The sequence below is a fragment of the Streptomyces sp. NPDC037290 genome, assembly GCF_055603245.1.
Genome location: NZ_JBVJVZ010000001.1, coordinates 84,357 through 107,327, shown reverse-complemented (window position 1 = coordinate 107,327; position 22,971 = coordinate 84,357). Strand labels below are relative to the sequence as shown.

The 22,971-nt window shown below is 71.9% G+C and carries 17 protein-coding genes; 7 read left to right on the top strand and 10 right to left on the bottom strand.

Features of this window, described 5'->3' with window-relative positions:
- Nucleotides 1-75 precede the first annotated feature (75 nt).
- From ACZ7HQ_RS00475 to iolC, 8 genes are all read right to left on the bottom strand, one after another.
- Nucleotides 76-930, bottom strand: a complete 855-nt coding sequence (locus tag ACZ7HQ_RS00475) for an ABC transporter permease (protein WP_470982786.1) — start codon at nucleotides 928-930, stop codon at nucleotides 76-78.
- The gene (locus ACZ7HQ_RS00470; RefSeq protein ID WP_470982784.1) at nucleotides 927-3,575 is read right to left on the bottom strand and encodes a CocE/NonD family hydrolase; all 2,649 of its coding nucleotides are present in this window, start codon (nucleotides 3,573-3,575) and stop codon (nucleotides 927-929) included. The genes ACZ7HQ_RS00475 and ACZ7HQ_RS00470 overlap by 4 nt, the downstream gene beginning before the upstream one ends.
- A gap of 250 nt (nucleotides 3,576-3,825) precedes the next feature.
- On the bottom strand, nucleotides 3,826-5,238 hold the full coding sequence (locus ACZ7HQ_RS00465; protein WP_470982782.1) for an APC family permease: 1,413 nt from the start codon (nucleotides 5,236-5,238) through the stop codon (nucleotides 3,826-3,828).
- Nucleotides 5,239-5,618: 380 nt separating this feature from the next.
- A complete protein-coding gene (gene mmsA / locus ACZ7HQ_RS00460; protein WP_470982779.1) occupies nucleotides 5,619-7,121 on the bottom strand; it encodes a CoA-acylating methylmalonate-semialdehyde dehydrogenase in 1,503 nt (500 codons plus the stop codon).
- Nucleotides 7,122-7,137: 16 nt separating this feature from the next.
- Nucleotides 7,138-9,015: a 3D-(3,5/4)-trihydroxycyclohexane-1,2-dione acylhydrolase (decyclizing) gene (gene iolD / locus ACZ7HQ_RS00455; RefSeq protein ID WP_470982776.1), complete on the bottom strand. Its 1,878-nt coding sequence runs from the start codon at nucleotides 9,013-9,015 to the stop codon at nucleotides 7,138-7,140.
- Nucleotides 9,012-9,851: a 5-deoxy-glucuronate isomerase gene (gene iolB / locus ACZ7HQ_RS00450; protein ID WP_470982774.1), complete on the bottom strand. Its 840-nt coding sequence runs from the start codon at nucleotides 9,849-9,851 to the stop codon at nucleotides 9,012-9,014. Before iolB ends, iolD begins: the two co-directional genes overlap by 4 nt.
- A gap of 7 nt (nucleotides 9,852-9,858) precedes the next feature.
- Nucleotides 9,859-10,743: a Cgl0159 family (beta/alpha)8-fold protein gene (locus ACZ7HQ_RS00445; protein ID WP_470985125.1), complete on the bottom strand. Its 885-nt coding sequence runs from the start codon at nucleotides 10,741-10,743 to the stop codon at nucleotides 9,859-9,861.
- Nucleotides 10,744-10,802: 59 nt separating this feature from the next.
- Nucleotides 10,803-11,753: a 5-dehydro-2-deoxygluconokinase gene (iolC, locus tag ACZ7HQ_RS00440; RefSeq protein WP_470982771.1), complete on the bottom strand. Its 951-nt coding sequence runs from the start codon at nucleotides 11,751-11,753 to the stop codon at nucleotides 10,803-10,805.
- A gap of 125 nt (nucleotides 11,754-11,878) precedes the next feature.
- Here iolC and ACZ7HQ_RS00435 point away from each other — a divergent pair, with 125 nt between their 5' ends.
- From ACZ7HQ_RS00435 to ACZ7HQ_RS00425, 3 genes are all read left to right on the top strand, one after another.
- Nucleotides 11,879-12,796 (top strand): sugar phosphate isomerase/epimerase family protein, encoded by a 918-nt coding sequence (locus ACZ7HQ_RS00435; RefSeq protein WP_470982769.1) that lies wholly within the window; start codon nucleotides 11,879-11,881, stop codon nucleotides 12,794-12,796.
- Nucleotides 12,797-12,827: 31 nt separating this feature from the next.
- A complete protein-coding gene (locus ACZ7HQ_RS00430; protein WP_470982766.1) occupies nucleotides 12,828-13,706 on the top strand; it encodes a helix-turn-helix domain-containing protein in 879 nt (292 codons plus the stop codon).
- A 484-nt stretch (nucleotides 13,707-14,190) separates the two neighbouring features.
- Nucleotides 14,191-14,403 (top strand): helix-turn-helix transcriptional regulator, encoded by a 213-nt coding sequence (locus tag ACZ7HQ_RS00425; RefSeq protein ID WP_470982764.1) that lies wholly within the window; start codon nucleotides 14,191-14,193, stop codon nucleotides 14,401-14,403.
- 27 nt (nucleotides 14,404-14,430) lie between these two features.
- On the opposite strand, the gene ACZ7HQ_RS00420 is transcribed toward ACZ7HQ_RS00425, so the two are convergent.
- Together ACZ7HQ_RS00420 and ACZ7HQ_RS00415 are read right to left on the bottom strand one after the other, a co-directional pair.
- Nucleotides 14,431-15,474 (bottom strand): zinc-dependent alcohol dehydrogenase family protein, encoded by a 1,044-nt coding sequence (locus tag ACZ7HQ_RS00420; protein ID WP_470982762.1) that lies wholly within the window; start codon nucleotides 15,472-15,474, stop codon nucleotides 14,431-14,433.
- A 48-nt stretch (nucleotides 15,475-15,522) separates the two neighbouring features.
- Complete coding sequence (locus ACZ7HQ_RS00415) at nucleotides 15,523-17,781, bottom strand: MMPL family transporter (protein WP_470982760.1); 2,259 nt, start codon at nucleotides 17,779-17,781, stop codon at nucleotides 15,523-15,525.
- A 160-nt stretch (nucleotides 17,782-17,941) separates the two neighbouring features.
- Here ACZ7HQ_RS00415 and ACZ7HQ_RS00410 point away from each other — a divergent pair, with 160 nt between their 5' ends.
- The 4 genes from ACZ7HQ_RS00410 (at nucleotide 17,942) to ACZ7HQ_RS00395 (ending at nucleotide 22,469) form a co-directional block, all read left to right on the top strand.
- Nucleotides 17,942-18,598, top strand: coding sequence for a TetR/AcrR family transcriptional regulator (locus ACZ7HQ_RS00410; RefSeq protein WP_470982758.1), 657 nt, complete (start codon nucleotides 17,942-17,944; stop codon nucleotides 18,596-18,598).
- Nucleotides 18,599-18,804: 206 nt separating this feature from the next.
- Nucleotides 18,805-19,755, top strand: coding sequence for a PrsW family intramembrane metalloprotease (locus ACZ7HQ_RS00405; protein WP_470982756.1), 951 nt, complete (start codon nucleotides 18,805-18,807; stop codon nucleotides 19,753-19,755).
- A 75-nt stretch (nucleotides 19,756-19,830) separates the two neighbouring features.
- A complete protein-coding gene (locus ACZ7HQ_RS00400; RefSeq protein ID WP_470982753.1) occupies nucleotides 19,831-20,070 on the top strand; it encodes a heavy-metal-associated domain-containing protein in 240 nt (79 codons plus the stop codon).
- 146 nt (nucleotides 20,071-20,216) lie between these two features.
- A complete protein-coding gene (locus ACZ7HQ_RS00395; protein ID WP_470982750.1) occupies nucleotides 20,217-22,469 on the top strand; it encodes a heavy metal translocating P-type ATPase in 2,253 nt (750 codons plus the stop codon).
- Nucleotides 22,470-22,971: the final 502 nt, after the last annotated feature.

Below are 22,971 nucleotides of genomic sequence, written 5' to 3'. Positions count from 1 at the left end.
TGAAGGAGCGCATTCCCGGGATTTATACAGAGGTATTCACATCTGGTCGGCGAATCAATTGATCGGAAAAGAAAACTATGACACCACGTCCTTGCGGGCGAAGCCCCGGAAAGCCAGGGCGATAAGCACGAGTGCGTAGCTCAGGGAGATCGCCGTCCCCTGGATCATGCCGGACCATTCGGGGTGCGGCTGGACGGTGTCGGCCCAGGCGAACTGCCAGTGCGCGGGCAGAAAGTCACGCCAGTGGCCAAGAGCGGTCACAGCGTCCAGGACGTTGCCGACGATGGTCAGGCCGACCGCGCCGCCGACCGCGCCGAGCGGGGCGTCGGTCTTCGTCGACAGCCAGAACGCGAGCCCGGCGGTGACCAGCTGGGACACGAAGACGTACGCCACGGTCACCGCCAGGCGCTGCAGTGCCGTACCGGCGCCCAGTGCGCCGCCGGTGGGGATCTGCAGCGGGCCCCAGCCGTAGGCCGCCGTACCGGCGGCGAGGGCGACCACCGGGAGCAGGATCATCGCGGCGAGGCTCAGCCCGAGCGCCACCACCAGCTTCGACCACAGCAGCCGGGCCCGTGGCACGGGAGCTGCGAGCAGATAGCGCAGCGAGGACCAGCTCGCCTCCGATGCGACGGTGTCCCCGCAGAACAGGGCCACCGGGATGACCAGCAGGAAGCCGGCCGAGACGAACAGGTTCACCGCGGCGAAGTTGGCTCCGGAGGCGGTGGCCGTGTCCATCAGGGTGATCTGGTTGTTCCGGCCGCCCGGGTCACCGCCGACGGCGAAGGCGATCAGCAGCACGAACGGCAGCAGTGCGAGGACGGCGCCCATGACCAGGGTGCGGCGCCGCTTGAGCTGGCGGACCAGCTCGACCCGCAGGGGCAGGGTGTGCCGCGTCCGGTAGCCGGAGGCGGCCTCGGTGAGCGTGCTCATGCGGAACCTCCGATCAGGGTGAGGAAGGCGTCCTCCAGGCGGCGGTGCGGGCCGACCGAGGCGACGGGCACGTCCAGCCGGACCAGCTCCGCGACCAGCCCCTCGGCCGTGGCCCCGGGTGCGAGGCGGATCAGCAGTCCGTCGTCGGTGCGCACGGCGGAGGCGACGCCGGGCAGCGCGGCCACCTTCTCCACGACCGGCTCCTCGACGGGGCGGGCGGTGCCGACGAGCAGGGTGTCGCCGGAGCCGATGATCTCGCCGACCGGTCCTGCCTGGACGAGCCGGCCGCGGTCCATGACCACCAGGTGGGTGCAGGACTGCTCGACCTCGGCGAGGAGATGGCTGGAGACGATCACCGTACGGCCGCCGGAGGCGTAGCGGATCATCACCTCGCGCATCTCGCGGATCTGGGGCGGGTCGAGGCCGTTGGTGGGCTCGTCGAGGATGAGCAGGTCGGGCAGGCCGAGCATGGCCTGGGCGATGGCGAGGCGCTGGCGCATGCCCTGCGAGTAGGTGCGCACCGCGCGGGCGAGCGCGTCGCCGAGCCCGGCGATCCGAAGGGCCTCGTCCAGGTGGGCGTCCTCGGGCGGGCGGCCGGTGGCCCGCCAGTACAGTTCCAGGTTCTCCCGGCCGGACAGGTGCGGCAGGAAGCCCGCGCCCTCCACGAAGGCGCCGACCCTCGACAGCACGGGCGCGCCGGGCCGGATGGCGTGGCCGAAGACGCGGATCTCGCCCTCGTCCGGTGTGATCAGGCCCATCAGCATCCGCAGGGTGGTCGTCTTGCCCGCGCCGTTGGGCCCGAGCAGGCCGAGCACCTGGCCCTTCTCGACGCGGAAGGACAGCTCGCGCACCGCGTACCGGTCGGCGGACTTCGCGTACCGCTTGCTCAAGTCCTTGATCACCAGCGGGACTTCGGCCGACTCGGGGTCGGGCGCGGGCCCGGCCGTACGACGGCGGGCGGTGAGCAGCAGGGCCAGGGCGGCCGCCGCCGAGGCCGGCGGCAGCCACCACACCCAGGCGGCCAGGGGCGCCGCGGCGGTGGTGACGGCCGGGGCCGTCGGCACGCTCAGGTCGCCCTTGAGGGAGACGGTGTAGGTGGCCGGAGCGGCCGGTGAGGCGTAGCCGAGGTCGGTGGAGGCGAGGACCAGGCGGAGCCGGTGGCCCTTCTGCGCCTCGTGGTCGATCGCCGGGAGGGTGAGCGTGACGTCCTTGCCGGCCCTGGCGCCGGTCACCCGGAAGGGGGCGACGAGCTGGGAGGGCAGCACCTGCTGGGTGCCGTCGGGGCCGACGTCGTAGACCTTGCCGAACAGGACGGCGTCGTCGCTGGTCGAGGTGATGTGGACGGTCGCGGTCGGGGTGCCGGTGATCTGCAGGTCGCGGGTGAGCGGCGCGGAGTCGAACTTCGCGTACTGACCGGGGAAGTCCAGGGAGACACCGAGACCGAGCGCGGACAGCTGGGTCAGGCCGCCGGAGCCGCCGAGGCCGGGCAGCGCGGAGACGCCGGGCGGGCTGGCGCCTGCCGGGTTGGTGATCCGCTGGGTGCCGCCGGTCAGGGTGATGCCGCGCGGGTGGTCGCGCAGGCCGGGGTAGGCGGTGGCGCTCGCGCCGCGCAACTGGGCCCTGCCGTTCGTGGAGTCGACGCCTCCGGTGCGGGTGATCCGGAAGGCCGGCCCGGTGTCGGTGTTCCTGTCGCCCTTCAGATACCGGTCGAACCACGCACGCACGCGTGTCCGGCCCCGGCCGGCCTCCATGTCGCCGCCGTCATGGCCGCCCGCGATCCAGTCGACGTCCACCGGTGCGCCGTTCGCCCGGATCGCCTTCTCAGCCGCGTCGGACTGGGCGAGGGTGAACAGGGAGTCCGTCTGGCCCTGCATCAGCAGCGTGGGCACCTTGATCCGGGAGCCCACGGCGGACGGCGAGCGCCGCTCGAGCAGCGTGCGGGCGGCCGCGTCCGGGGTGCCGGACTCGGCGACCCTGTCGTACATCCGGCACAGCGCGGGCTCGAAGCGGGCGCAGCCGCCGCCGGTGTTGAAGAAGACACCGGCCCACAGCCTCTTGAAGACGCCGCCCGGGAACAGGGCGTCCGCGAGGTTCCAGTAGGTGATGGCCGGGGCGATGGCGTCGACCCGGTGGTCGTACCCCGCGGCGAGCAGGGAGATCGCGCCGCCGTAGGAGCCGCCGGCCATGCCCACGCGCGGGTCGCCCGGTTTGTCGAGCCGGACCTGGGGCCGCTTCGCCAGCCAGTCGATGAGCCGGGAGACGTCGGCGACCTCGCCCTTCGGGTCGTTCAGCCCGATCTTTCCGGTGGACCTGCCGAAGCCGCGCGCGGACCAGGTCAGGACCGCGTACCCGTCCCGGGCGAGGTCCTCGGCCTGCTCGCGCACGTCGTCCTTGCTGCCGCCGAAGCCGTGCGCCAGCAGGACGGCCGGGTGGCGGCCGGCGTCGGCCGGGGTGAAGAACGAGGTGTCCAGGCGCACTCCGTCGACCGCCATGACCCGGTCGCTCACGCGTACCGCCCGCGTGTCGCCGGAGGCGGCCGCCGTCCAGGTGCCGGCACCGGCGAGCACCACGACGGCGGCCGCGGCGGCGAACAGCCGGCGCGGCCCCTTGAGCAGCCCTCGCACGGAAGGCACCCGAAGATCCATGCCCTCAACGGTACGGGCCGCCACCGACAACCGCTGAAGCCGCTGGGCTGAACCCCCGCCCCTCCCACAGGAGTACGGGGCCTGACCGGCGTACACCAGCCGTGGTACGAAGGCCCGCGGGCATGCGCCGGGCGACCACCGTCGCCGAGGTGGGCCGGGGCCGGGAACGACGTCGCCCTTGCCGCTTGTCGGAGTGCGGGCGGCGAGGGCGACGGGACGTGCACGGTGATGACGTGGGAGTGGTGACCCCCTACGCCTGCGCCTCCTCGGCGGTCTGGACGTCCTCGGGCAGGGAGACCAGCCAGCGGGTCTCGCGGCGCGGGCGGAGGTAGAAGGCCCAGTAGAGGGTGGCGACGGCGGTGATGCCACCGGTCCACCACAGGTACGACGGGTCCTGCTCGACCAGGATGTAGACGAGCACCGCGATCAGCAGGACCGGCATGGCCGGCCACAGCGGCATCCGCCACGCCTGCTTCCCGCGGTGCGCGCCGCGGCGGGCGAGCAGGGCGGCGACCGCGACCAGCAGGTACAGGCCGGTGACGGCGACGCCGGTGACGCCGTAGAGGGTGTCCAGGTTGACGAAGCAGAGGAACGCGCCCGGGATGCCGACGACGAGGGTGGCGACCCACGGGGAGCCGAACCGGCCCAGCTTGGACAGGGCCGCGTTGACCGGCGAGGGCCAGGCCTTGTCGCGGGCGGAGGCGAAGAGCACGCGGGAGTTCTGGATGACCATGACGATGCCCGCGTTGATGATCGCGAGGGCGACGCACAGGCTGACGAAGGTGCCGACGGCCGAGTTGCTCCAGGCGATGACCATGCTGGAGATGTCGCCGCCGGTCAGGGCCTTGAGGTCACCGGCGCCCAGGGTGATCGCCACGACCGGCACCAGGATGACCACGCTGGAGATGGCGAGGGTGGCGAGGACGGTGCGGGCGACGCTGCGGCGCGGGTTCTCCAGCTCCTCGGAGAGGTAGATGGCGGTGGAGAAGCCCTGGGTGGCGAAGAGGGCGATGGCGAGCCCGGAGAGGACCATCATGGCCGTGACCGGGTTGACGTGCGCGTGCTCGCCGGCCACGTGGAACGAGCCCACGAGGCTGCCCGCACCGCGGTGGGCGTGGGTGAAGCCGAGCATCGCGACGACTCCGGCGGCGACGACCTCCAGGACCAGGAAGATGCCGGTGATCCAGGCGTTGGCGCGCAGGTCCAGCAGTCCGGCGAGGGTGGCCGCGATCATCACGCCGGCGCCCGTCATGGACGGGGCGAGGTGGATGACCGGGGCCAGGTAGTCGGCGGTGCCCATCGCGATGACCGGAGGGACGATCATCACGACGAGCAGCGACATCACGAAGGCCAGCCAGCCGGCGAGCCGCCCGGCCAGGGTGGAGACGATGGCGTACTCGCCGCCCGCGCTGGGGATGAGGGTGCCCAGCTCCGAGTAGCAGAACGCCACGGGGATACACAGCAGCGCGCCGATGGCGAGACAGAGCGCCGTCGCCGTGCCCAGGCTGGAGAACAGGTCGGGCACGATCACGAAGAGCGTGGAGGCGGGCGTGACGCAGGACAGCGTCAGCAGGGTGCCGCCGACGACACCGATGGAACGCTTCAGCCCGGGTGAGGGGGCCGTCGCGGTGTCAACCACGGACTTCTGGAGCGTGTCGGTCATGCGGCGGTTCCGATCGACTTGAGCGGCTGAGGGTGGGGGTCGGGAGCGCTATCGCCTCCGGCGGATCGTGGTGCGTTCATCTCGTCCGCTCCCGGCGCTGCATAGCGAACCCCGACGAAAACCGCCACGTCAATGGCCGTTTACCTTCGGAATCCGCACTTCCAGAGACCCTTACGCCGCACCACATTCCTAGGCGGCGGCGCCCTATAGAGGCATCCATCAAGCCCATGGCAAATGTGACCTTGCTTTCCAAGGTCATCTGCTCGTAACCCCTTCGCCACCCGTTTCGTCCCGCGTAAACGGGAACCGCAGCCAACGTGTCAAAAAAATGTCAGGCCGTCCGGAATCCGGACGGCCTGACGACAGGGTTCTGGCGGTGCTCAGTGGTTGCGCGGGAAGCCCAGGTCCACGCCCGCCGGGGCGTCGGCCGGGTCGGGCCAGCGGGTGGTGACGACCTTGCCGCGGGTGTAGAAGTGCGTGCCGTCGTTGCCGTAGATGTGGTGGTCGCCGAAGAGCGAGTCCTTCCAGCCACCGAAGGAGTGGTAGCCGACGGGGACCGGGATCGGGACATTCACGCCGACCATGCCCGCCTCGATCTCCAGCTGGAAGCGGCGGGCCGCGCCACCGTCCCGGGTGAAGATCGCGGTGCCGTTGCCGAACGGGGAGCTGTTGATCAGCGCCACGCCCTCGTCGTACGTGTCCACGCGCAGCACGCACAGCACCGGGCCGAAGATCTCGTCCTGGTAGGCCTTGGCGCTGGTCGGCACCTTGTCGAGCAGCGAGATGCCGATCCAGTGACCGTCCTCGAAGCCCTCCACGGTGTACCCGGTGCCGTCGAGCACGACCTCGGCGCCCTCGGCGGCGGCGCCCTCCACGTACGACGCCACCTTGTCGCGGTGGGCGGCGGTGATCAGCGGACCCATCTCGGACGTCGGGTCGTTGCCGGGGCCGATCTTGATCTTCTCGGCGCGCTCGCGGATCTTCTCCACCAGCGTGTCGCCGATGGCGCCCACGGCCACGACCGCCGAGATCGCCATGCAGCGCTCGCCGGCGGAGCCGTACGCCGCGCTCACCGCGGCGTCGGCCGCCGCGTCCAGGTCGGCGTCCGGCAGCACCAGCATGTGGTTCTTCGCACCGCCCAGAGCCTGCACGCGCTTGCCCCTGGCGGAGGCCGTGGTGTGGATGTAGCGGGCGATCGGGGTCGAGCCGACGAACGACACCGCCTTGACGTCCGGGTGCTCCAGCAGGCGGTCCACGGCCACCTTGTCGCCGTGGAGGACGTTGAAGACGCCGTCCGGCAGACCGGCCTCGGCCAGCAGCTCGGCGAGCCTGATCGACGCCGACGGGTCCTTCTCGCTCGGCTTCAGCACGAACGTGTTGCCGCACGCGATGGCGATCGGGAACATCCACATCGGGACCATCGCCGGGAAGTTGAACGGCGTGATACCGGCGACGACACCGAGCGGCTGGCGCAGGGAGGAGACGTCCACGCGGCTCGCGACCTGCGTCGACAGCTCGCCCTTCAGCTGCACGTTGATGCCACAGGCCAGGTCCACGATCTCCAGACCGCGCGCGACCTCGCCGAGCGCGTCGGAGTGCACCTTGCCGTGCTCGGCGGTGATCAGCTCGGCGATCTCGTCCCGGTGCGCGTCGAGCAGCGCGCGGAAGCGGAAGAGGATGGTGGTGCGCTGGGCCAGCGAGGACTGGCCCCAGCTGGTGAACGCGTCCTTGGCAGCCGCGACCGCCGCGTCCACCTCCTCCACCGACGCGAACGCGACCTTCGTGGTGACCGCGCCGGTCGCCGGGTCGGTGACCGGCCCGTACGTGCCCGACGCGCCTTCGACGGTCTTGCCGCCGATCCAGTGGTTGACGATCTTCGTCATGCCCAGAGACTCCTTCTTACAGATGGCGGCGTCGGGTCGAGACGTGCCGTTCGTACAGCTCACGTGCCTTGACCGCCGACGGTCGGGTCGCGGTCTCGGCCACAGGAACATCCCACCAGGCCTGCGCCGGAGGCGCGCCCGACACAGTGTCGGACGTTTCGGTCTCCACGTAGACACATGTGGGAGTGTCGGCGGCGCGCGCCTCGGCGAGCGCCGCGCGCAGGTCGCGCACGGTCTTCGCGCGCAGCACCCGCATGCCGAGGCTGGCCGCGTTGGCGGCGAGGTCGACGGGCAGCGGGGCACCGGTGTACGTGCCGTCCTCGGCCTGGAACCGGTACGCGGTGCCGAACCGCTCGCCGCCCACCGACTCCGACAGCCCGCCGATGGACGCGTACCCGTGGTTCTGCACCAGCAGCACCTTGATCGCGATGCCCTCCTGCACGGCGGTCACGATCTCGGTCGGCATCATCAGATACGTGCCGTCGCCGACCAGCGCCCACACGTTCCGCTCCGGCGCGGCGAGCTTCACACCGAGCGCGGCCGGGATCTCGTAGCCCATGCAGGAGTAGCCGTACTCCAGGTGGTACTGGTCCCTCGACCGCGCCCGCCACAGCTTGTGCAGATCGCCCGGGAGCGAGCCGGCCGCGTTGATGACGATGTCCGACTCGTCGACCAGGGCGTCCAGGGCGCCGATGACCTGCGGCTGGGTCGGCCGTACGTCGATCTCGCCGGCCTCGAAGCAGGCGTCGACGCGCTGCTCCCAGCGCTCCTTGTCCTCCGAGTACTCGGCGACGTACGACTCCGCCGCCCCGTGCCCGTGCACCACCAGCGCCTCGGTCAGTTCACCGAGGCCGCTGCGGGCGTCGGCGACCAGCGGGAGTCCGGACAGCTTGTGGCCGTCGAAGGGCGCGATGTTGAGGTTGAGGAAGCGGACCTCCGGGTTCTCGAAGAGGGTGCCGGAGGCGGTGGTGAAGTCGGTGTACCGGGTGCCGACGCCGATCACCAGGTCGGCGGTGCGGGCCAGTTCGTCGGCGGTCGCGGTGCCGGTGTGGCCGACCCCGCCGACGTCCTGCGGGTGGTCGTAGCGGAGTGAGCCCTTGCCGGCCTGGGTGGACGCGACCGGGATGCGGGTGGCCGACGCGAACTCGGCGAGGGCGGCCTCGGCGCGGCTGTGGTGGACCCCGCCGCCCGCGATGACGAGGGGCCGCCGCGCCGCACGGATCGCGCGGACCGCCTCGGCCAGCTCGGTGGGGTCCGCGCCCGGCCGTCGTACGGTCCACACGCGCGTCGAGAAGAACTCCTCCGGCCAGTCGAAGGCCTCCGCCTGCACGTCCTGCGGCAGGGCGAGGGTGACCGCGCCGGTCTCCACCGGGTCGGTGAGGACCCGCATGGCCTGGAGGGCCGACGGGATCAGGGCCTCCGGGCGGGTGACGCGGTCGAAGTACTTCGACACCGGGCGCAGGGTGTCGTTGACCGAGACGTCGCCCGCGTACGGCAGCTCCAGCTGCTGCAGGACCGGGTCGGCGGGGCGGGTGGCGAAGACGTCGCCGGGCAGCAGCAGCACCGGGAGGTGGTTGATGGTGGCGAGGGCGGCACCGGTGACGAGGTTGGTGGCGCCGGGGCCGATGGACGTCGTCACCGCGTGCGTGGACAGGCGGCCCGACTGGCGGGCGTAGCCGACGGCCGCGTGCACCATGGACTGCTCGTTGCGGCCCTGGTGGTACGGCATGGCGTCGGCGTACTCGACCAGCGCCTGGCCGAGCCCCGCGACATTGCCGTGGCCGAAGATGCCCCAGGTGGCGCCGATCAGCCGGTGCCGTTCGCCGTCCCGTTCGGTGTACTGGGCGGCGAGGAAGCGGACGAGTGCCTGGGCGACGGTCAGCCGGATCGTCATCGGTAGCCCCCTGTGCTCTCTACGTGGTCGGGGTGGAAACAGATCCGCCACTCCCGGGTCTCGCCCGGACCCGCCATGACGTTCAGGTAGTACATGTCGTGCCCGGGCTGGGCGATGGACGGGCCGTGCCATCCGTCGGGGACGAGGACGGCGTCGCCGGAGCGGACCTCGGCGAGGACGTCGGAGCCGCCTTCCCGCGAGGGGAACACGCGCTGGTATCCGAGACCGTTCGGGCCGTCGATCTCGAAGTAGTAGATCTCCTCCAGCTCGGACTCCTCGCCCGGACGGTGCTCGTCGTGCTTGTGCGGCGGGTAGGAGGACCAGTTGCCGCCCGGGGTGATCACCTCGACGGCGATCAGCTTGTCGCAGTCGAAGGAGTCCGCCGAGGCGAAGTTGCGCACCCGGCGGGCGCAGCTGCCGCTGCCGCGCTGCTCGACGGGGACCTCCGGCGCGGGGCCGTAGCGGGCGGGGAGTCGTCGCTCGCACTTCGCTCCTGCCAGGGCGAAGCGGCCTCCCGCGCCGGAGGCGATCTGGACCCGGGCGTCCCGGGGGGCGTACGCGAAGTCGGAGACGTCCGCGAACACACTGTCCCGGCCCAGGAGTTGGAACGCGCACCGCTGCGTTGACGCAGTCTCAATTTGTACGGTACATCCGCCTTCCAGCGGAAGCACGATCCACTCACCGTCCCCGGTGGTGAACGTATGGCTGCCGCCGGGCGCCAACTCGACGACACGCAGGCTGCTGTGTGTCCAGCCGGCCAACTCGGGGTCGATGTCGACGGCGTACCGGGCGTTCGCGGCGGCACCCCGGGGCAGGTGCAGGTCGGTGCTGGTCATGCGGCCCTCACAGCAGTCCTACGGCGGTGTCCACGGCGGCGGCCACATCGCCGTCCGCCGGGTACAGCAGCGAGCGACCGGCCACCAGGCCGCGCACGGTGGGCAGTTGCAGCGCGTCACGCCACTTCTCGTACGCGGCGACCTGGTCCTCGGGCGAGTCGCCGATGTCGCCGCCGAGCAGCACGGCGGGCAGCGTCGAGGTCTCCATGACCCGGGCCATGTCGTCGGGGTCGTCGGTGACGGGCACCTTCAGCCAGGTGTAGGCGGAGGAGCCGCCGAGGCCGGAGGCGATGGCGATGGACCTGGTGACCGCGTCGGCGGACAGGTCGTTGCGCACCTTTCCCCCGGGCGTGCGGTGGCTGATGAACGGCTCGACGAAGACCGGCAGCCGGCGCGCGGCCATCTCGTCGATGGCACGGGCGGTGGACTCCAGGGTGGTCAGCGAGCCGGGGTCGTCGTAGTCGATGCGCAGCAGCAGCTTGCCCGCGTCGAAACCGAGGCGCTGGATGTCCTCCGGGCGGTGCCCGGTGAAACGGTCGTCCAGCTCGAAGCTGGCGCCCTGCAGTCCGCCCCGGTTCATGGAGCCCATGACGACCTTGTGGTCGAGGGCGCCGAGCAGCAGCAGGTCGTCCAGGATGTCGGCGGTGGCGAGGACGCCGTCGACGCCGGGTCGGCTCAGCGCCAGGCAGAGGCGTTCGAGCAGGTCGGCGCGGTTGGCCATGGCGAGCTTGCGGTCGCCGACGCCCAGCGCACCGCGGGCCGGGTGGTCGGCGGCGACGATCACCAGCCGGCCGCTTTCGTTCAGCAGCGGGCGGCGGACCCGGCGGACGGCGGCCTCGGCGATCGCTTCGGGGTGATGGGTGCGGATACGGACGAGTTCGGCGACGTCGATGCGGGAGCGCCGTCCGGCGTCCCCGCCCTCGGTGTGCGTGCCCGTGACCCGGCCGGCCCTCACAGCACCGCTCCGGCGTCGAGCGCGGCGGCCACCTCGTCCGGGGTGGGCATCGCGGAGGAGCACTCCAGGCGGGAGGCGACGATGGCACCGGCCGCGTTGGCGTGCCGCATGACCGTCTCCAGGTCCCAGCCTTCGAGGAGGCCGTTGCACAGGGAGCCGCCGAAGGCGTCTCCGGCACCGAGTCCGTTGAGGACGGTGACGGGGAGCGGCGGGACCTCGGCCGAGTCGCCGTTCCGGCTGACCGCGAGGACACCCTTGGGCCCCTGCTTGACGACGGCGATCTCGACGCCGGCTTCGAGGAGTGCCCGGGCCGCCGCATGCGGCTCGCGTACGCCGGTGGCGACCTCCACCTCGTCCAGGTTTCCCACGGCGACGGTCGTGTGCCTCAGCGCCTCGGCGTAGAAGGAGCGGGCCTCGTCGGGGTGGGCCCAGAACATGGGCCGCCAGTCGAGGTCGAAGACCGTCGTGCCCGCCTTCGCCCGGTGGGTGAGGGCGGCGAGGGTGGCCGTACGGCTGGGTTCCTCGCTCAGGCCGGTGCCGGTGACCCAGAAGACGCGGGCCTCGCGGATGGCGTCGAGGTCCAGCTCGTGGGCGTCGATCTCCAGGTCGGGCGCCTTGGGCTGCCGGTAGAAGTAGAGGGGGAAGTCGTCCGGTGGGAAGACCTCGCAGAAGGTGACCGGGGTCGGCAGTCCGGGGACCGGGGTGACCCAGCGGTCGTCGACACCGAAGCCGCGCAGGGCCTCGTGCAGATAGGCGCCGAACGGGTCGTCGCCCGTACGGGTGATCACGGCGGTGTGCCGGCCGAGCCGGGCCGCGGCGACCGCGACGTTCGTCGCCGACCCGCCGAGGAACTTGCCGAAGGACGACACCTGGGCGAGCGGGACACCGGTTTGCAGCGGGTAGAGGTCCACTCCGATCCGCCCCATGGTGATCAGGTCGTAGGCCATCGGCTTCCCTTCGTCGTGGCTCTCCCCGGATTTCTAGTCCCGCATGCCGCGCCCTGTCAATATTTTGTCCGGACATTCGGACCAGCACTTGACACCGCTTTCCGGAGGCCCGCACGCTGACGCCCATGACGTCGTTGTCGCCCTCCTCCTCACTGTCCCGTATCCGGATCGGATCGGCGCCCGACTCCTGGGGCGTGTGGTTCCCCGACGACCCCCGGCAGGTGCCCTGGCGGCGCTTCCTCGACGAGGTGGCCGACTCCGGCTACGAGTGGATCGAGCTGGGCCCCTACGGCTATCTGCCCAGCGACCCCGCGGTGCTCGCCGAGGAGACCGCCCGGCGCGGCCTGAAGGTGTCGGCCGGCACCGTCTTCACCGGGCTGCACCACGGCAGGGCCGTGTGGGACAGGACGTGGGCGCACGTCTGCGACATCGCGGCGCTCACCCAGGCGATGGGCGCCCGGCACCTGGTCGTCATCCCGTCCTTCTGGCGGGACGACAAGACGGGCGAGGTGCTGGAACCGTCCGAACTCACCCCCGAGCAGTGGCGCGACCTGACCTCGCTCACCGAGCGACTGGGCCGGGAGGTGCGGGAGCGGTACGGGCTGACGATCGTCGTCCACCCGCACGCCGACACCCACATCGACAGCGAGGAGAATGTCACCCGCTTCCTCGACGGCACGGACTCCGGCCTGGTGTCGCTGTGCCTGGACACCGGGCACTACGCCTACTGCGGCGGGGACAGCGTGCGGTTGATCGAGACGTACGGGGAACGGATCGGGTATCTGCACCTCAAGCAGGTAGACCCGGAGATCCTCGCGGACGTACGGGCCAAGGGGACGCCGTTCGGGCCCGCCGTGGCCCAGGGGGTGATGTGCGAACCCCCTGGTGGGGTGCCTGAACTGGGTCCGGTGCTCGCCGCCGCGCAGCGGCTGGGGGTGGATCTGTTCGCGATCGTGGAGCAGGACATGTACCCGTGCGAGGCGGATGCGCCGTTGCCGATCGCCCGGCGGACCCGGGCGTTTCTTCGCTCCTGCGGGGTGTAGGGGGGTAGCGTGCCCTGCCTACCATGAGGGCATGTTCACCGTGTCCGCACGACCCCATCCGGCGTTGCGGCCCGGAGTGATCAGTTATCGCGGGATCCGGGTGGACCTCGGGCGGCCCCGCCGGCGGCTGGAGGCGCCGATCGGTGCGGCCACGTTACTGCTGGGCTTCGAGCAGCCGGTGCGCATCTCCCGCCCCGGGCGGCCCCCGGTGAGCCTGGTCTCCCTCGTCAACGGCCTCACCACCACCCCCGCGCTCGGCGAACACAACGGCCGGCTCTCCGGCGTCGAGGTGCTGCTGGAACCGTGGGCCTCGTTCGCGCTGCTCGGCACGGAGCAGTACGAACTCGCCAACCGCTCCGTCGGCCCCGATGAGCTGGACCGCAGCCTCGGTCGACTGGCGGGCGCCCTCGCCGCGTTGCCCCGCTGGACGGAGCGGTTCGCGCTGCTCGACCGGGTGTTGCTGGAGCGGCTGCGCGCGGGCGCCCCCGCTTCCGAGCGGGTGGTGCACGCCTGGTCGCTGCTGCGGCACAGCGCCGGCACGGTCCCGGTGCCCCGGCTGGCCGAGCAGGTGGGCTGGAGCGTACGGCACCTGGAGAACCGCTTCCGGGAACAGATCGGTCTGCCCCCGAAGGCGGCCGCCCGGGTGCTGCGGCTGCAACGGGCGCGGCGGCTGCTGGCCGCGGGGCACGGGCAGGCGGAGACCGCGGCGATCTGCGGCTACTACGACCAGGCGCACCTCAGCGGCGACTTCAAGACCATGACGGGCTGCACCCCGGGGGAGTTCCTGGCGGCCCGGCGGCTGTCGGCGGCAGGCGCCGTGACCGACCGGCTGGCGGGCGAGCCGACCAGCCTGCTCCTCACCCCCGGCCGCGGTGCGCTTTTTTCCAAGACCCGTGCGGGCAGGGCCTGACACGCTGATCGTCCCGCCCACGGGGTCCGGGGAGACGGGGGCCTTCGGCGGCCAGGGGCACCGGTCCAGGAGGTGGCCCCGGGGGAATCAGCCGCCGGAGGATGCGGGGAAGCCGGCGGGCCGGGTCTGACGCAGCGGACCCGGCCCGTCATCGGCCCACCGGCACCGGATCGGCACCGGTTCGACCGGCACCGGGTGGACCGGCCCGGGTCGACCGGTTCCGTCACCTCGGGACCGACGCGATGTCAACGCGACCGCCGGTGCCCGGGCGTACGCCTTTGTGGCGGCTGTGTCACAAAGGCACTCTCTGTGTCACACATGTCTCATGTACGCCGGTTGTGCGTCACACCATCTCGACAGGCCCTGTCCCGCGGTCACTCCGTGTCGTTCACCGGACGCAGGCTGGTGATCGCCAGCGCAGCGCCCGGCTCCCCCGACGACCGCCCTTGGTCGCCGCTGCGGCGCGCGCAGGGAGGTGCAACTCATGACCGACCGAGGGCTCTGGTCCTACAAGGAGATCGCGGCGCACATCAAAGTGCAGCCGGACACCGTGCGGTCCTATCGCAAGCACGGGCTGCTGCCCCCGCCCGACCACGTGGAGGGCGGCAAGCCCTACTGGTACGCCGACACCGTCCGCGCCTGGGTCGCCTCCCGGCCCGGCAACCGAGGACGCCGGCCGGACGGATCCGCGCCGTAGACCGGCTGCGCCCCGCCCGGGCCGCTCTCAGGTCCACGGCTCGATGACCGTGACCCCGGCCCCCGGCGCCGTCCCCATCGCCGCGAGGGCCGCCGGTGTCGCGTCGAGCGGGATGGTGGAGGTCACCAGGAGGTCGGGGCGCAGGGCACCGGAGCGGACCATGCGGAGCATGCCGGGATAGGCGTGGGCGGCCATGCCGTGGCTTCCGAGGAGCTCCAGCTCCAGGGCGATGGCGCGGGCCAGCGGCACGGGGGTGGTGCCGTCGTCCGAGGGCAGCAGCCCGACCTGAACGTGCCGGCCGCGGCGGCGCAGGCCGTTCACGGAGGCCGCGCAGGTGACCGGCGAGCCGAGCGCGTCCAGGGAGAGATGGGCACCACCGGCGGTCAGCTCGCGGACGGCCCCGGCGGGGTCGGCCGCACCGGTCGCGTCCACGCACTCGGCGGCCCCGAACTTCCGTGCCAGATCGAGGGCGTGGGGTGATACGTCGACGGCGACCACCCGCGCCCCGGCGGCCGCCGCGATCATCACGGCCGACAGCCCGACCCCGCCACAGCCGTGCACCGCGACCCACTCCCCCGCCGCCACCCGGCCCTGCCGCACCACCGCGCGGAAGGCGGTGGCGAAGCGGCAGCCGAGGGCGGCGGCGGTGGAGTACGCCATGTCGTCGGGGATCGCGACCAGGTTGACGTCGGCGTGGCCGAGCGCCACGTAGCCGGCGAAGGAGCCCCAGTGGTGGAAGCCCGGCTGGGTCTGGCGTTCGCAGACCTGCTGGTCGCCGGCCGCGCAGGAGGGACACGTGCCGCAGGCGCAGACGAACGGCACGGTGACCCGGTCGCCCGGCCGCCATCCGGTCACCCGGGAGCCCACCGCCTCGACGACACCGGCGAGTTCGTGCCCGGGCACATGCGGCAGGGTGATGTCGGGGTCGTGGCCCATCCAGCCGTGCCAGTCGCTTCGGCACAGGCCGGTCGCCTCGACCCGCACGACGACTCCGTGGCCGGCGGGTTCCGGGTCGGGTACGTTTCGCATCTCGGCCGGCTCCCCGTACCGCTCGAACACCACCGCGCGCATCCGTGCCTCACCTTCCGGCCGCGTCCGGGCCACCGCTCTCGCGGAACGCTAGCGCTCGGCGGGAGCTGCCGTCCGGCGACTGCGGGCCGTCCGTGGCTCGTCACGCCCCTTCGGGGCCGCCGGAGGCTCACCCTCACTGAGTCCGAACCGTTCGTGGAGGCGGCGCAACGGCCCCGGCGCCCACCATGTGGCCCTGCCCGTCAACCGCATGATCGCCGGTACCAGCAGGCTCCGGACCACCATCGCGTCCATCAGGACGGCCAGCGCGATGCCCAGGCCGAGCATCTTCGTGTTGGTCACCCGTGAGGTGCCGATGGCGACCATCACCACGGCGAGGATGACCGCCGCCGCGGTGATCAGACCTCCCGTGCGCTGCAGTCCGTGCCGTACCGCCGCGTCGTGGTCGCCGGTGCGGTCGTACTCCTCCTTGATGCGGGAGAGCAGGAACACGCCGTAGTCCATGGACAGTCCGAAGGCCACGCAGAACATCAGCACGGGCAGGGTGGTCTCGATGGAGCCGGAGCTGGTGAAGCCGAGCGCGCCGGACAGATGGCCGTCCTGGAAGACCCAGACCACGGCGCCGAACATCGCGGTCAGGCTGAGGGCGTTGAGCACCACGGCCTGTACGGGTATCAGCACGCTCCCGGTGAGCAGGAAGACCAGCAGGAGGGTGACGACGGCGATGAAGGCGGCCGCCCAGGGCAGACGCCGGGCTATCGCGTGCTTGGTGTCGACGAGGACGGCGGCCGTGCCGGTCACCCGGGTGTCGAAGGGGGCGTGCAGTGCGCGCAGGTCGCCGACCAGGCGCTGGGCCGCGTCGTCCACGGCCTCGCCCTTCGGCTGCACCGTGAAGTAGGCGGCGTCCCCCTTGACCAGCGGACCGTCGACGCGGAGCACCTCGGGCAGGGCGGCCACCCGCCGCTCGTACGCGGCGTACTGAGCCTTGGTGGCCCTGCCCTCGGCGAGGACCTCCAGGCCGCCGCCGGGGCTTCCCGGGAAGCCCTCACGGATGTGCTCCTGCACCATGTGGGACTCGGCGGTCGAGGGGAGCTGACGGTCGTCGGCGGTACCGAACTTCACGCCCAGGAAGGGCAGTCCGAGGGTCACGAGCAGGACGGTGGTGCCGAGTGCGAAGAGCGGGGCGCGGCGCATCACCAGGACGGCGGTCCGTGCCCAGGCCGACCCCTCGGCGGGCTTCGGATCGCGGCGCCGGCGCAGCAGGCGGCGCAGGTCGAGGGAGTTGACCCGGTGACCGAGCAGCACCAGCGCGGCCGGAAGCAGGATCAGGGCGGCGGCCGCGGCGAGCAGGACCACGGCGATGCCGGCGTAGGCGAAGGACCGGAGGAAGTACTGCGGGAAGACCATCATGGCGGCCAGGGACACCGCCACCGTGAGGGCGGAGAAGAGCACCGTGCGCCCGGCCGTCCGCAGGGTCGCCCCCACCGCGGTCAACGGGTCGGCGCCGGTGGCCAGTTCCTCTCTGTAGCGGCGCACGATGAACAGGGCGTAGTCGATGGCCAGGCCGAGGCCGAAGGCCGTGGTGAGGTTGAGCGCGAAGACGGAGACGTCGGTGAATGCCGTCAGTCCGCGCAGGACGGCGTTGGTGCCGAGGATGGCGACGATGCCGATGCCGAGCGGCAGCAGGGCGGCGATCGCACTGCCGAACACCATCACCAGCAGGACCAGTGTGATCGGCAGGGCGATCAGCTCGGCGCGGGTCAGATCCTCCTTGATGATCGTCTGCATCTCGTGCCGAACGGCGACGATGCCGCCGAGCTTCACCCGGACCGGGCCGTGCGCGCCCCGGTAGTGGGGCGCCATGCGGTCCAGGGTCTTGCCCATCGCGCTGTCGTCGCCGGTGATGCGGGCGGCGATCAGCGCCTCGTGCCCGTCCTCGGCGCGCAGGGCGGGTGAGCCGCTCTGCCAGTAGGAGCCGACGCCGGTCACGCCCTTCTCCCCCGCCAGCCGGCCGACCAGGTCGCGGGCCTCGGCGGCGACCGCCGGATCGTCGACCGAGGCGCGGCCCGCGTCGACCAGGAGCAGCAGATTGGGCTGGGAGCCGGGGAACTCGCGCTCCAGGGCCTTGGTCGCGTACGTCGACTCGGCGCCCGGGTCCTCCCAGCCGCCGCTGCCGAGACGGTCCGCGACCCCGCTGCCGGCCAGCACGGCGAGCGCGGTGAGCACCAGGGCCACCAGCAGCGACAGGCGTGGGCGCGCGGTGACGAAACGGGTGTGCCGGCCGGGCCGGGGCGGCGCCTCCCCTGGCGCCCGCTTCCCTGTCCGCGGTGGCGTGTTGACTTCGGTCATCCTGCGGTGTCCCCTTCACCACGAGCCGTGCCCGCACGAGCAGGCGGCACGGAGGAGTCGTTGCCCTAAACTGGCAAACACGAGACATCGCTCGCGTTTCTCAAGAATGCGAGCGGTAACTCGTGTTTGTCAATGACCTTCGGAGAGCTGGGGATAACGCGTGTCCGACACCTCGGAGAAGGAGCAGTCACGGGACAAGGAGCAGCCCCGTCGCCGGCAGGCCCGCGGGGAGCGCCGTATCGCCCAGCTGCTCGAGGCGGCCGCCCGGGTCTTCTGCACCACCGGCTACACCGCCGCCAGCACCAACGCCATCGCCCGTGAGGCCGGCGTCTCGCCGGGCACGCTCTACCAGTTCTTCCCGAACAAGGAGGCGATCGCGGTCGAGCTGGGAGACCGGCTCGTCCACGAGATGCGGGCGGCCTACGGCGAGGCGCTGGGCCCGGTCGCCCCGGCCACCCCCCTGGAGGAGGCCATCGGGTCCGCCATCGACCGGTTCATCACCTTCAACACCGAGCACCCGGTCTTCTTCGCGCTGATGCATGGCCCCGACATCCCGGGCCGGATGGCCGAGCAGCACGACCAGCTGCACACGACCGTGCTCGGCCGGATCGAGGAACTGCTCGCCTCGCTCATGCCCGGCGCCGCCCCGGCCGACGTCACCCGCACGGCGCACGTCTGCCTCGGTGTCTACAAGGCCGGCCTGGAGCTGGTCCTCGCCCACGAGGGCACCCGGCGCGCGGCCTACGTCCAGGAGATCAAGGACGTCCTGATCCGCTACCTGGAACCGCTGGTGGGCGCACGCCTCGGCCGCGGCTGATGCCGTAGGCACCGCCGTAGGCACCGCCGTAGGCACCGCCGTAGGTGCCGCCATGGACACCGCCATGGATACCGCCACAGGTGATGCCGCAGGTGACAGGGAGGGCCGTCCCGGAGGGGTGATCCCGGGAATCACCCGGACTGCGACGCCCGGTACATCTGCCTAGAGTGCGGATAAATCGCCCAGCAGCTGTCGAGGGGACCCCCGTGAGTCACTCCCCGCCTCCCGGCACACCCAAGGCCCGCATCCCCGGCCCCCAGCAGCCGCCACCGCCGTACCCCCGTATCGCCGCGGGCCTGTGGCGGCGCTGCCTGGGCGGGGGGATCGCCCTGTGGGCGCTGACCGCGTGGATCACGTACGAGACGCGGAGCGCCACGCTGCTGCCGACACTGATCCTGCTCGGCGGGTTTCTCATACCGGTCGTCTTCACACTGTGGGCGTACGAGCGGCACAGCCGCGACCTGGGCGTCAGCGCCGTGCTCGGCTGTTTCCTCACCGGCGGGACCCTCGGCGCCCTGGGCGCCTCACTGGCGGGGACGTATCTGCTGCACCCCTCCCTCGGAACGTTCGCCGGAATCGGCCTGACCGAGGAGGCGGCCAAGCTCGCGGGGCTGGTCTTCGTGCTGCGCCGGCATCCGGGGATCCGCGGGCCGCGGGCCGGACTGGTGCTCGGCGCGGCCGTCGGCTTCGGCTTCGCGGCCCTGGAGAGCGCCGGGTACGCCTTCACCACGGCCGCCTCCGCCCCCGGCACCGAGCTGCGCATCCTGCTGGAGACGGAGTTCCCGCGCGGTGTGCTCGCCCCCCTCGGACACGGCCTGTGGACCGCGATCGCCGGCGGCGTGCTGCTGTCCCGGCGCCGCCTGAACGGGCACTTCCGCCTCGCCGCGCCGGTGGCCGCCGCCGGCCTGGGCGTCTCCCTGCTGCACGCGCTCGGGGACACCACGCACGGCATCGCGATCTGGGTGGTCGGCCGGCTGACGGGCACCGGTACGAGGGGGCGGCTGTTCACCCAGGGGTACCTCGTCCGGCCGAGCACCGGGCAGGCACACCTGTTCACGCTGTTCTCGATCGGCGGACTCGCCCTGGTGGCCCTGGCGGGCGTCGGATGGGTGCGCTTGCTCGCGCGCCGGGACCCTCCTTGGAGAAATACCCCCTAGGGGTATACTGTGAGGAAGCGTGGGGATCCCCCGCGGACCCCACCGGCCCCACACGCCTCGACGAGGAGTAACGACATGACCGCCCACACCGACACCCCGGACTCCGTCATCACCGTCTACAAGGTGACCGGCATGAGCTGTGGCCACTGCGAGGGCTCCGTCTCCGGCGAGATCTCCCAGATCCCCGGCGTCAGCTCGGTGAAGGCCGTCGCGTCGACCGGCGAGGTGACCGTCGTCTCCGACGCCCCGCTGGACGACGAGGCCGTGCGCGCCGCAGTGGACGAGGCCGGTTTCGAACTGGCCGGGCGGGCCTGACAGGGCTCGTACGACAAGGCCCGAGCGTCAGGGCTCGTACGACCGGTCCCGCCCTGAGCACGGGACCAGAAACCTTTCCCCGACCGGCCGTGCCGACCAGCTGATACTGGCTCCGTACGGCCCGGTCCGATGTCTGGAGTCCGGACATGACCAGCACCACCGCAGAGACAGCCATAGCCCCGGGTTCGAACTCCGAGGTCGAGCTGCTCATCGGCGGAATGACCTGCGCCTCCTGCGCCGCCCGCGTGGAGCGGAAGCTCAACCGGATGGAGGGCGTCAGCGCCACCGTCAACTTCGCCACCGAGAAGGCGAAGATCACCTTCGGGCAGGGCGTCCAGGTGGCCGACCTGATCGCCACCGTGGAGCGGACGGGCTACACCGCCGAGGAACCCGCGCCGCCGGAGCCCGGACCCGAGACGGCGCCGGAAACCCCCGCGCGGGATCCCGAACTCGGTGCCCTGCGCCACCGTCTGCTCGTCTCCGCGCTGCTCGCCGCGCCCGTGGTCCTGCTGGCGATGATCCCGGCGCTGCAGTTCGACAACTGGCAGTGGCTCTCGCTCACCCTCGCCGCGCCCGTCGTCGTCTGGGGCGGCGCCTCCTTCCACCGGGCCGCCTGGACCAACGCCCGGCACGGCGCCGCCACCATGGACACCCTGGTCTCGGTCGGCACGCTGGCGGCGTTCGGCTGGTCACTGTGGGCGCTGTTCCTCGGTGACGCGGGCATGCCCGGCATGCACGACGAGTTCCGCCTCACCGTCTCCCGCATGGACGCCGCCTCCACCATCTATCTGGAGGTCGCCGCCGGAGTCGTCGCCCTGATCCTGCTCGGCCGCTATCTGGAGGCCCGCTCCAAGCGCCGCGCCGGGGCGGCCCTGAAGGCACTGATGGAGCTGGGCGCCAAGGACGTGGCGGTCCTGCGGGACGGCCGCGAGACACGCGTCCCCGTGTCGTCCCTGGCCGTCGGCGACCGGTTCGTCGCACGGCCCGGCGAGAAGATCGCCACCGACGGTACGGTGGTCGAGGGCGTCTCCGCCGTCGACGCCTCCATGCTGACCGGCGAGTCGGTGCCGGTGGACGTCGGGCCCGGCGACCGGGTCACCGGTGCCACGGTCAACGCGGGCGGCCGGCTGGTCGTCGAGGCCACCCGGGTCGGCGCCGACACCCAGCTCGCCCGGATGGCGCGGCTGGTGGAGGACGCGCAGAACGGCAAGGCCGAGGTGCAGCGGCTCGCCGACCGGATCTCCGCCGTCTTCGTGCCCGTGGTCCTCCTGATCTCGCTCGGCACCTTCGGCGTCTGGCTGGGCGTCACGGGCGACACGGCCGCCGCGTTCACCGCCGCCGTCGCCGTCCTGATCATCGCCTGTCCGTGTGCGCTGGGCCTCGCCACGCCGACCGCGCTGATGGTCGGCACCGGGCGCGGCGCCCAGCTCGGCATCCTCATCAAGGGGCCCGAGGTCCTGGAGTCCACGCGCCGCGTCGACACGGTCGTCCTCGACAAGACCGGCACGGTCACCACCGGCCGGATGACGCTCCAGTCGGTGTACGTCGCCGAGGGCGAGGACGAGAAGGAGCTGCTGCGGCTCGCGGGCGCCCTGGAACACGCCTCCGAGCACCCCGTCGCCCGCGCGATCGCCGCCGGCGCCGAGGGGCGCGCCGGAGCGCTGCCCCCGGCCGAGCACTTCGAGAACGTCCCCGGGCGGGGCGTACGCGGGCGCGTGAACGGCCGTGAGGTGGCCGTGGGGCGCCTGTACGACGTACTGCCGAAGGAGCTGGCCCGCGCGGTGCACGAGGCCGAGCAGGAGGGCCGTACGGCCGTCGTGGCCGGCTGGGACGGACGGGCCCGCGGGGTGCTCGCCGTCGCCGACGCGGTCAAGGAGACCAGCGCGGAGGCGGTACGGGAACTGCGTGCGCTGGGCCTGAGGCCGGTGCTGCTCACCGGGGACAACCGCACGGTCGCCGAGGCGGTCGCGCGCACGGTCGGCATCGACTCCGGGGACGTGTTCGCCGAGGTGCTCCCCGAGGACAAGGCCGACGTCGTACGACGGCTGCAGCGCGAGGGGCGGGCCGTGGCCATGGTCGGGGACGGCGTCAACGACGCGGCCGCCCTCGCCACCGCCGACCTGGGCCTCGCGATGGGCACCGGGACGGACGCGGCGATCGAGGCCGGGGACCTGACGCTGGTGCGGGGGGACCTGCGCGTGGCGGCGGACGCCATCCGGCTGTCCCGGCGGACGCTGGCCACCATCAAGGGCAACCTGGTGTGGGCCTTCGGTTACAACGTGGCCGCGCTGCCGCTGGCCGCCGCGGGGCTGCTCAATCCAATGATCGCCGGCGCGGCGATGGCCTTCTCCTCGGTGTTCGTGGTGACCAACAGCCTCCGCCTGCGCCGCTTCCGCTGAAGTCCCCCGGGGTTACCGGCGGTTCGCCGCAGCAGAAGTAAGAGACCCCCTAGAGTCCGACGCGAGCCTCACATAAGCTCTTCACAAGGCTCGCGCATCATCCTTACGCTTGGGCCCCGATCGCCGTATCGGGGCTCTTGCGCACCTAAAGGACATATGCAAGAGACGCAGATCACAGTGATGCGAACGTAACCATCGAAGGGGTTCGAAGGTCTAAGTTGGCGATGTCGGTTAGGCGTCTTGGGGGGCGTCAGTCGGCATCTGGGGATGTCTTGGGGGACTTCCTCAGAGATGCGTTGCCGGGGCACGCACACAGGGAAGCTTTGAGCGGCCCTCCCAGCGTGCGTTGTCCCGGCAGATCGCACGGCATCACTGGGGCAGGACGAGTTTTGCTCATTCTGCTCATCGACAGCGATTCAGGCGCTGTCCTCTCCGAGCGCCCGGCCGGATCCCGTGGGGGGAATCCGCACCGGGACATGGGAAGGCGCCCTGATCGTCGGCC

What these genes read in the sequence shown, in the direction of transcription:
- ACZ7HQ_RS00475 (WP_470982786.1), bottom strand. Translation starts at nt 930, where the DNA reads ATGAGCACGCTCACCGAGGCCGCCTCCGGCTACCGGACGCGGCACACC.
- ACZ7HQ_RS00470 (WP_470982784.1), bottom strand. Translation starts at nt 3,575, where the DNA reads ATGGATCTTCGGGTGCCTTCCGTGCGAGGGCTGCTCAAGGGGCCGCGC.
- ACZ7HQ_RS00465 (WP_470982782.1), bottom strand. Translation starts at nt 5,238, where the DNA reads ATGACCGACACGCTCCAGAAGTCCGTGGTTGACACCGCGACGGCCCCC.
- mmsA (WP_470982779.1), bottom strand. Translation starts at nt 7,121, where the DNA reads ATGACGAAGATCGTCAACCACTGGATCGGCGGCAAGACCGTCGAAGGC.
- iolD (WP_470982776.1), bottom strand. Translation starts at nt 9,015, where the DNA reads ATGACGATCCGGCTGACCGTCGCCCAGGCACTCGTCCGCTTCCTCGCC.
- iolB (WP_470982774.1), bottom strand. Translation starts at nt 9,851, where the DNA reads ATGACCAGCACCGACCTGCACCTGCCCCGGGGTGCCGCCGCGAACGCC.
- iolC (WP_470982771.1), bottom strand. Translation starts at nt 11,753, where the DNA reads ATGGCCTACGACCTGATCACCATGGGGCGGATCGGAGTGGACCTCTAC.
- ACZ7HQ_RS00435 (WP_470982769.1), top strand. Translation starts at nt 11,879, where the DNA reads ATGACGTCGTTGTCGCCCTCCTCCTCACTGTCCCGTATCCGGATCGGA.
- ACZ7HQ_RS00430 (WP_470982766.1), top strand. Translation starts at nt 12,828, where the DNA reads ATGTTCACCGTGTCCGCACGACCCCATCCGGCGTTGCGGCCCGGAGTG.
- ACZ7HQ_RS00425 (WP_470982764.1), top strand. Translation starts at nt 14,191, where the DNA reads ATGACCGACCGAGGGCTCTGGTCCTACAAGGAGATCGCGGCGCACATC.
- ACZ7HQ_RS00420 (WP_470982762.1), bottom strand. Translation starts at nt 15,474, where the DNA reads ATGCGCGCGGTGGTGTTCGAGCGGTACGGGGAGCCGGCCGAGATGCGA.
- ACZ7HQ_RS00415 (WP_470982760.1), bottom strand. Translation starts at nt 17,781, where the DNA reads ATGACCGAAGTCAACACGCCACCGCGGACAGGGAAGCGGGCGCCAGGG.
- ACZ7HQ_RS00400 (WP_470982753.1), top strand. Translation starts at nt 19,831, where the DNA reads ATGACCGCCCACACCGACACCCCGGACTCCGTCATCACCGTCTACAAG.
- ACZ7HQ_RS00395 (WP_470982750.1), top strand. Translation starts at nt 20,217, where the DNA reads ATGACCAGCACCACCGCAGAGACAGCCATAGCCCCGGGTTCGAACTCC.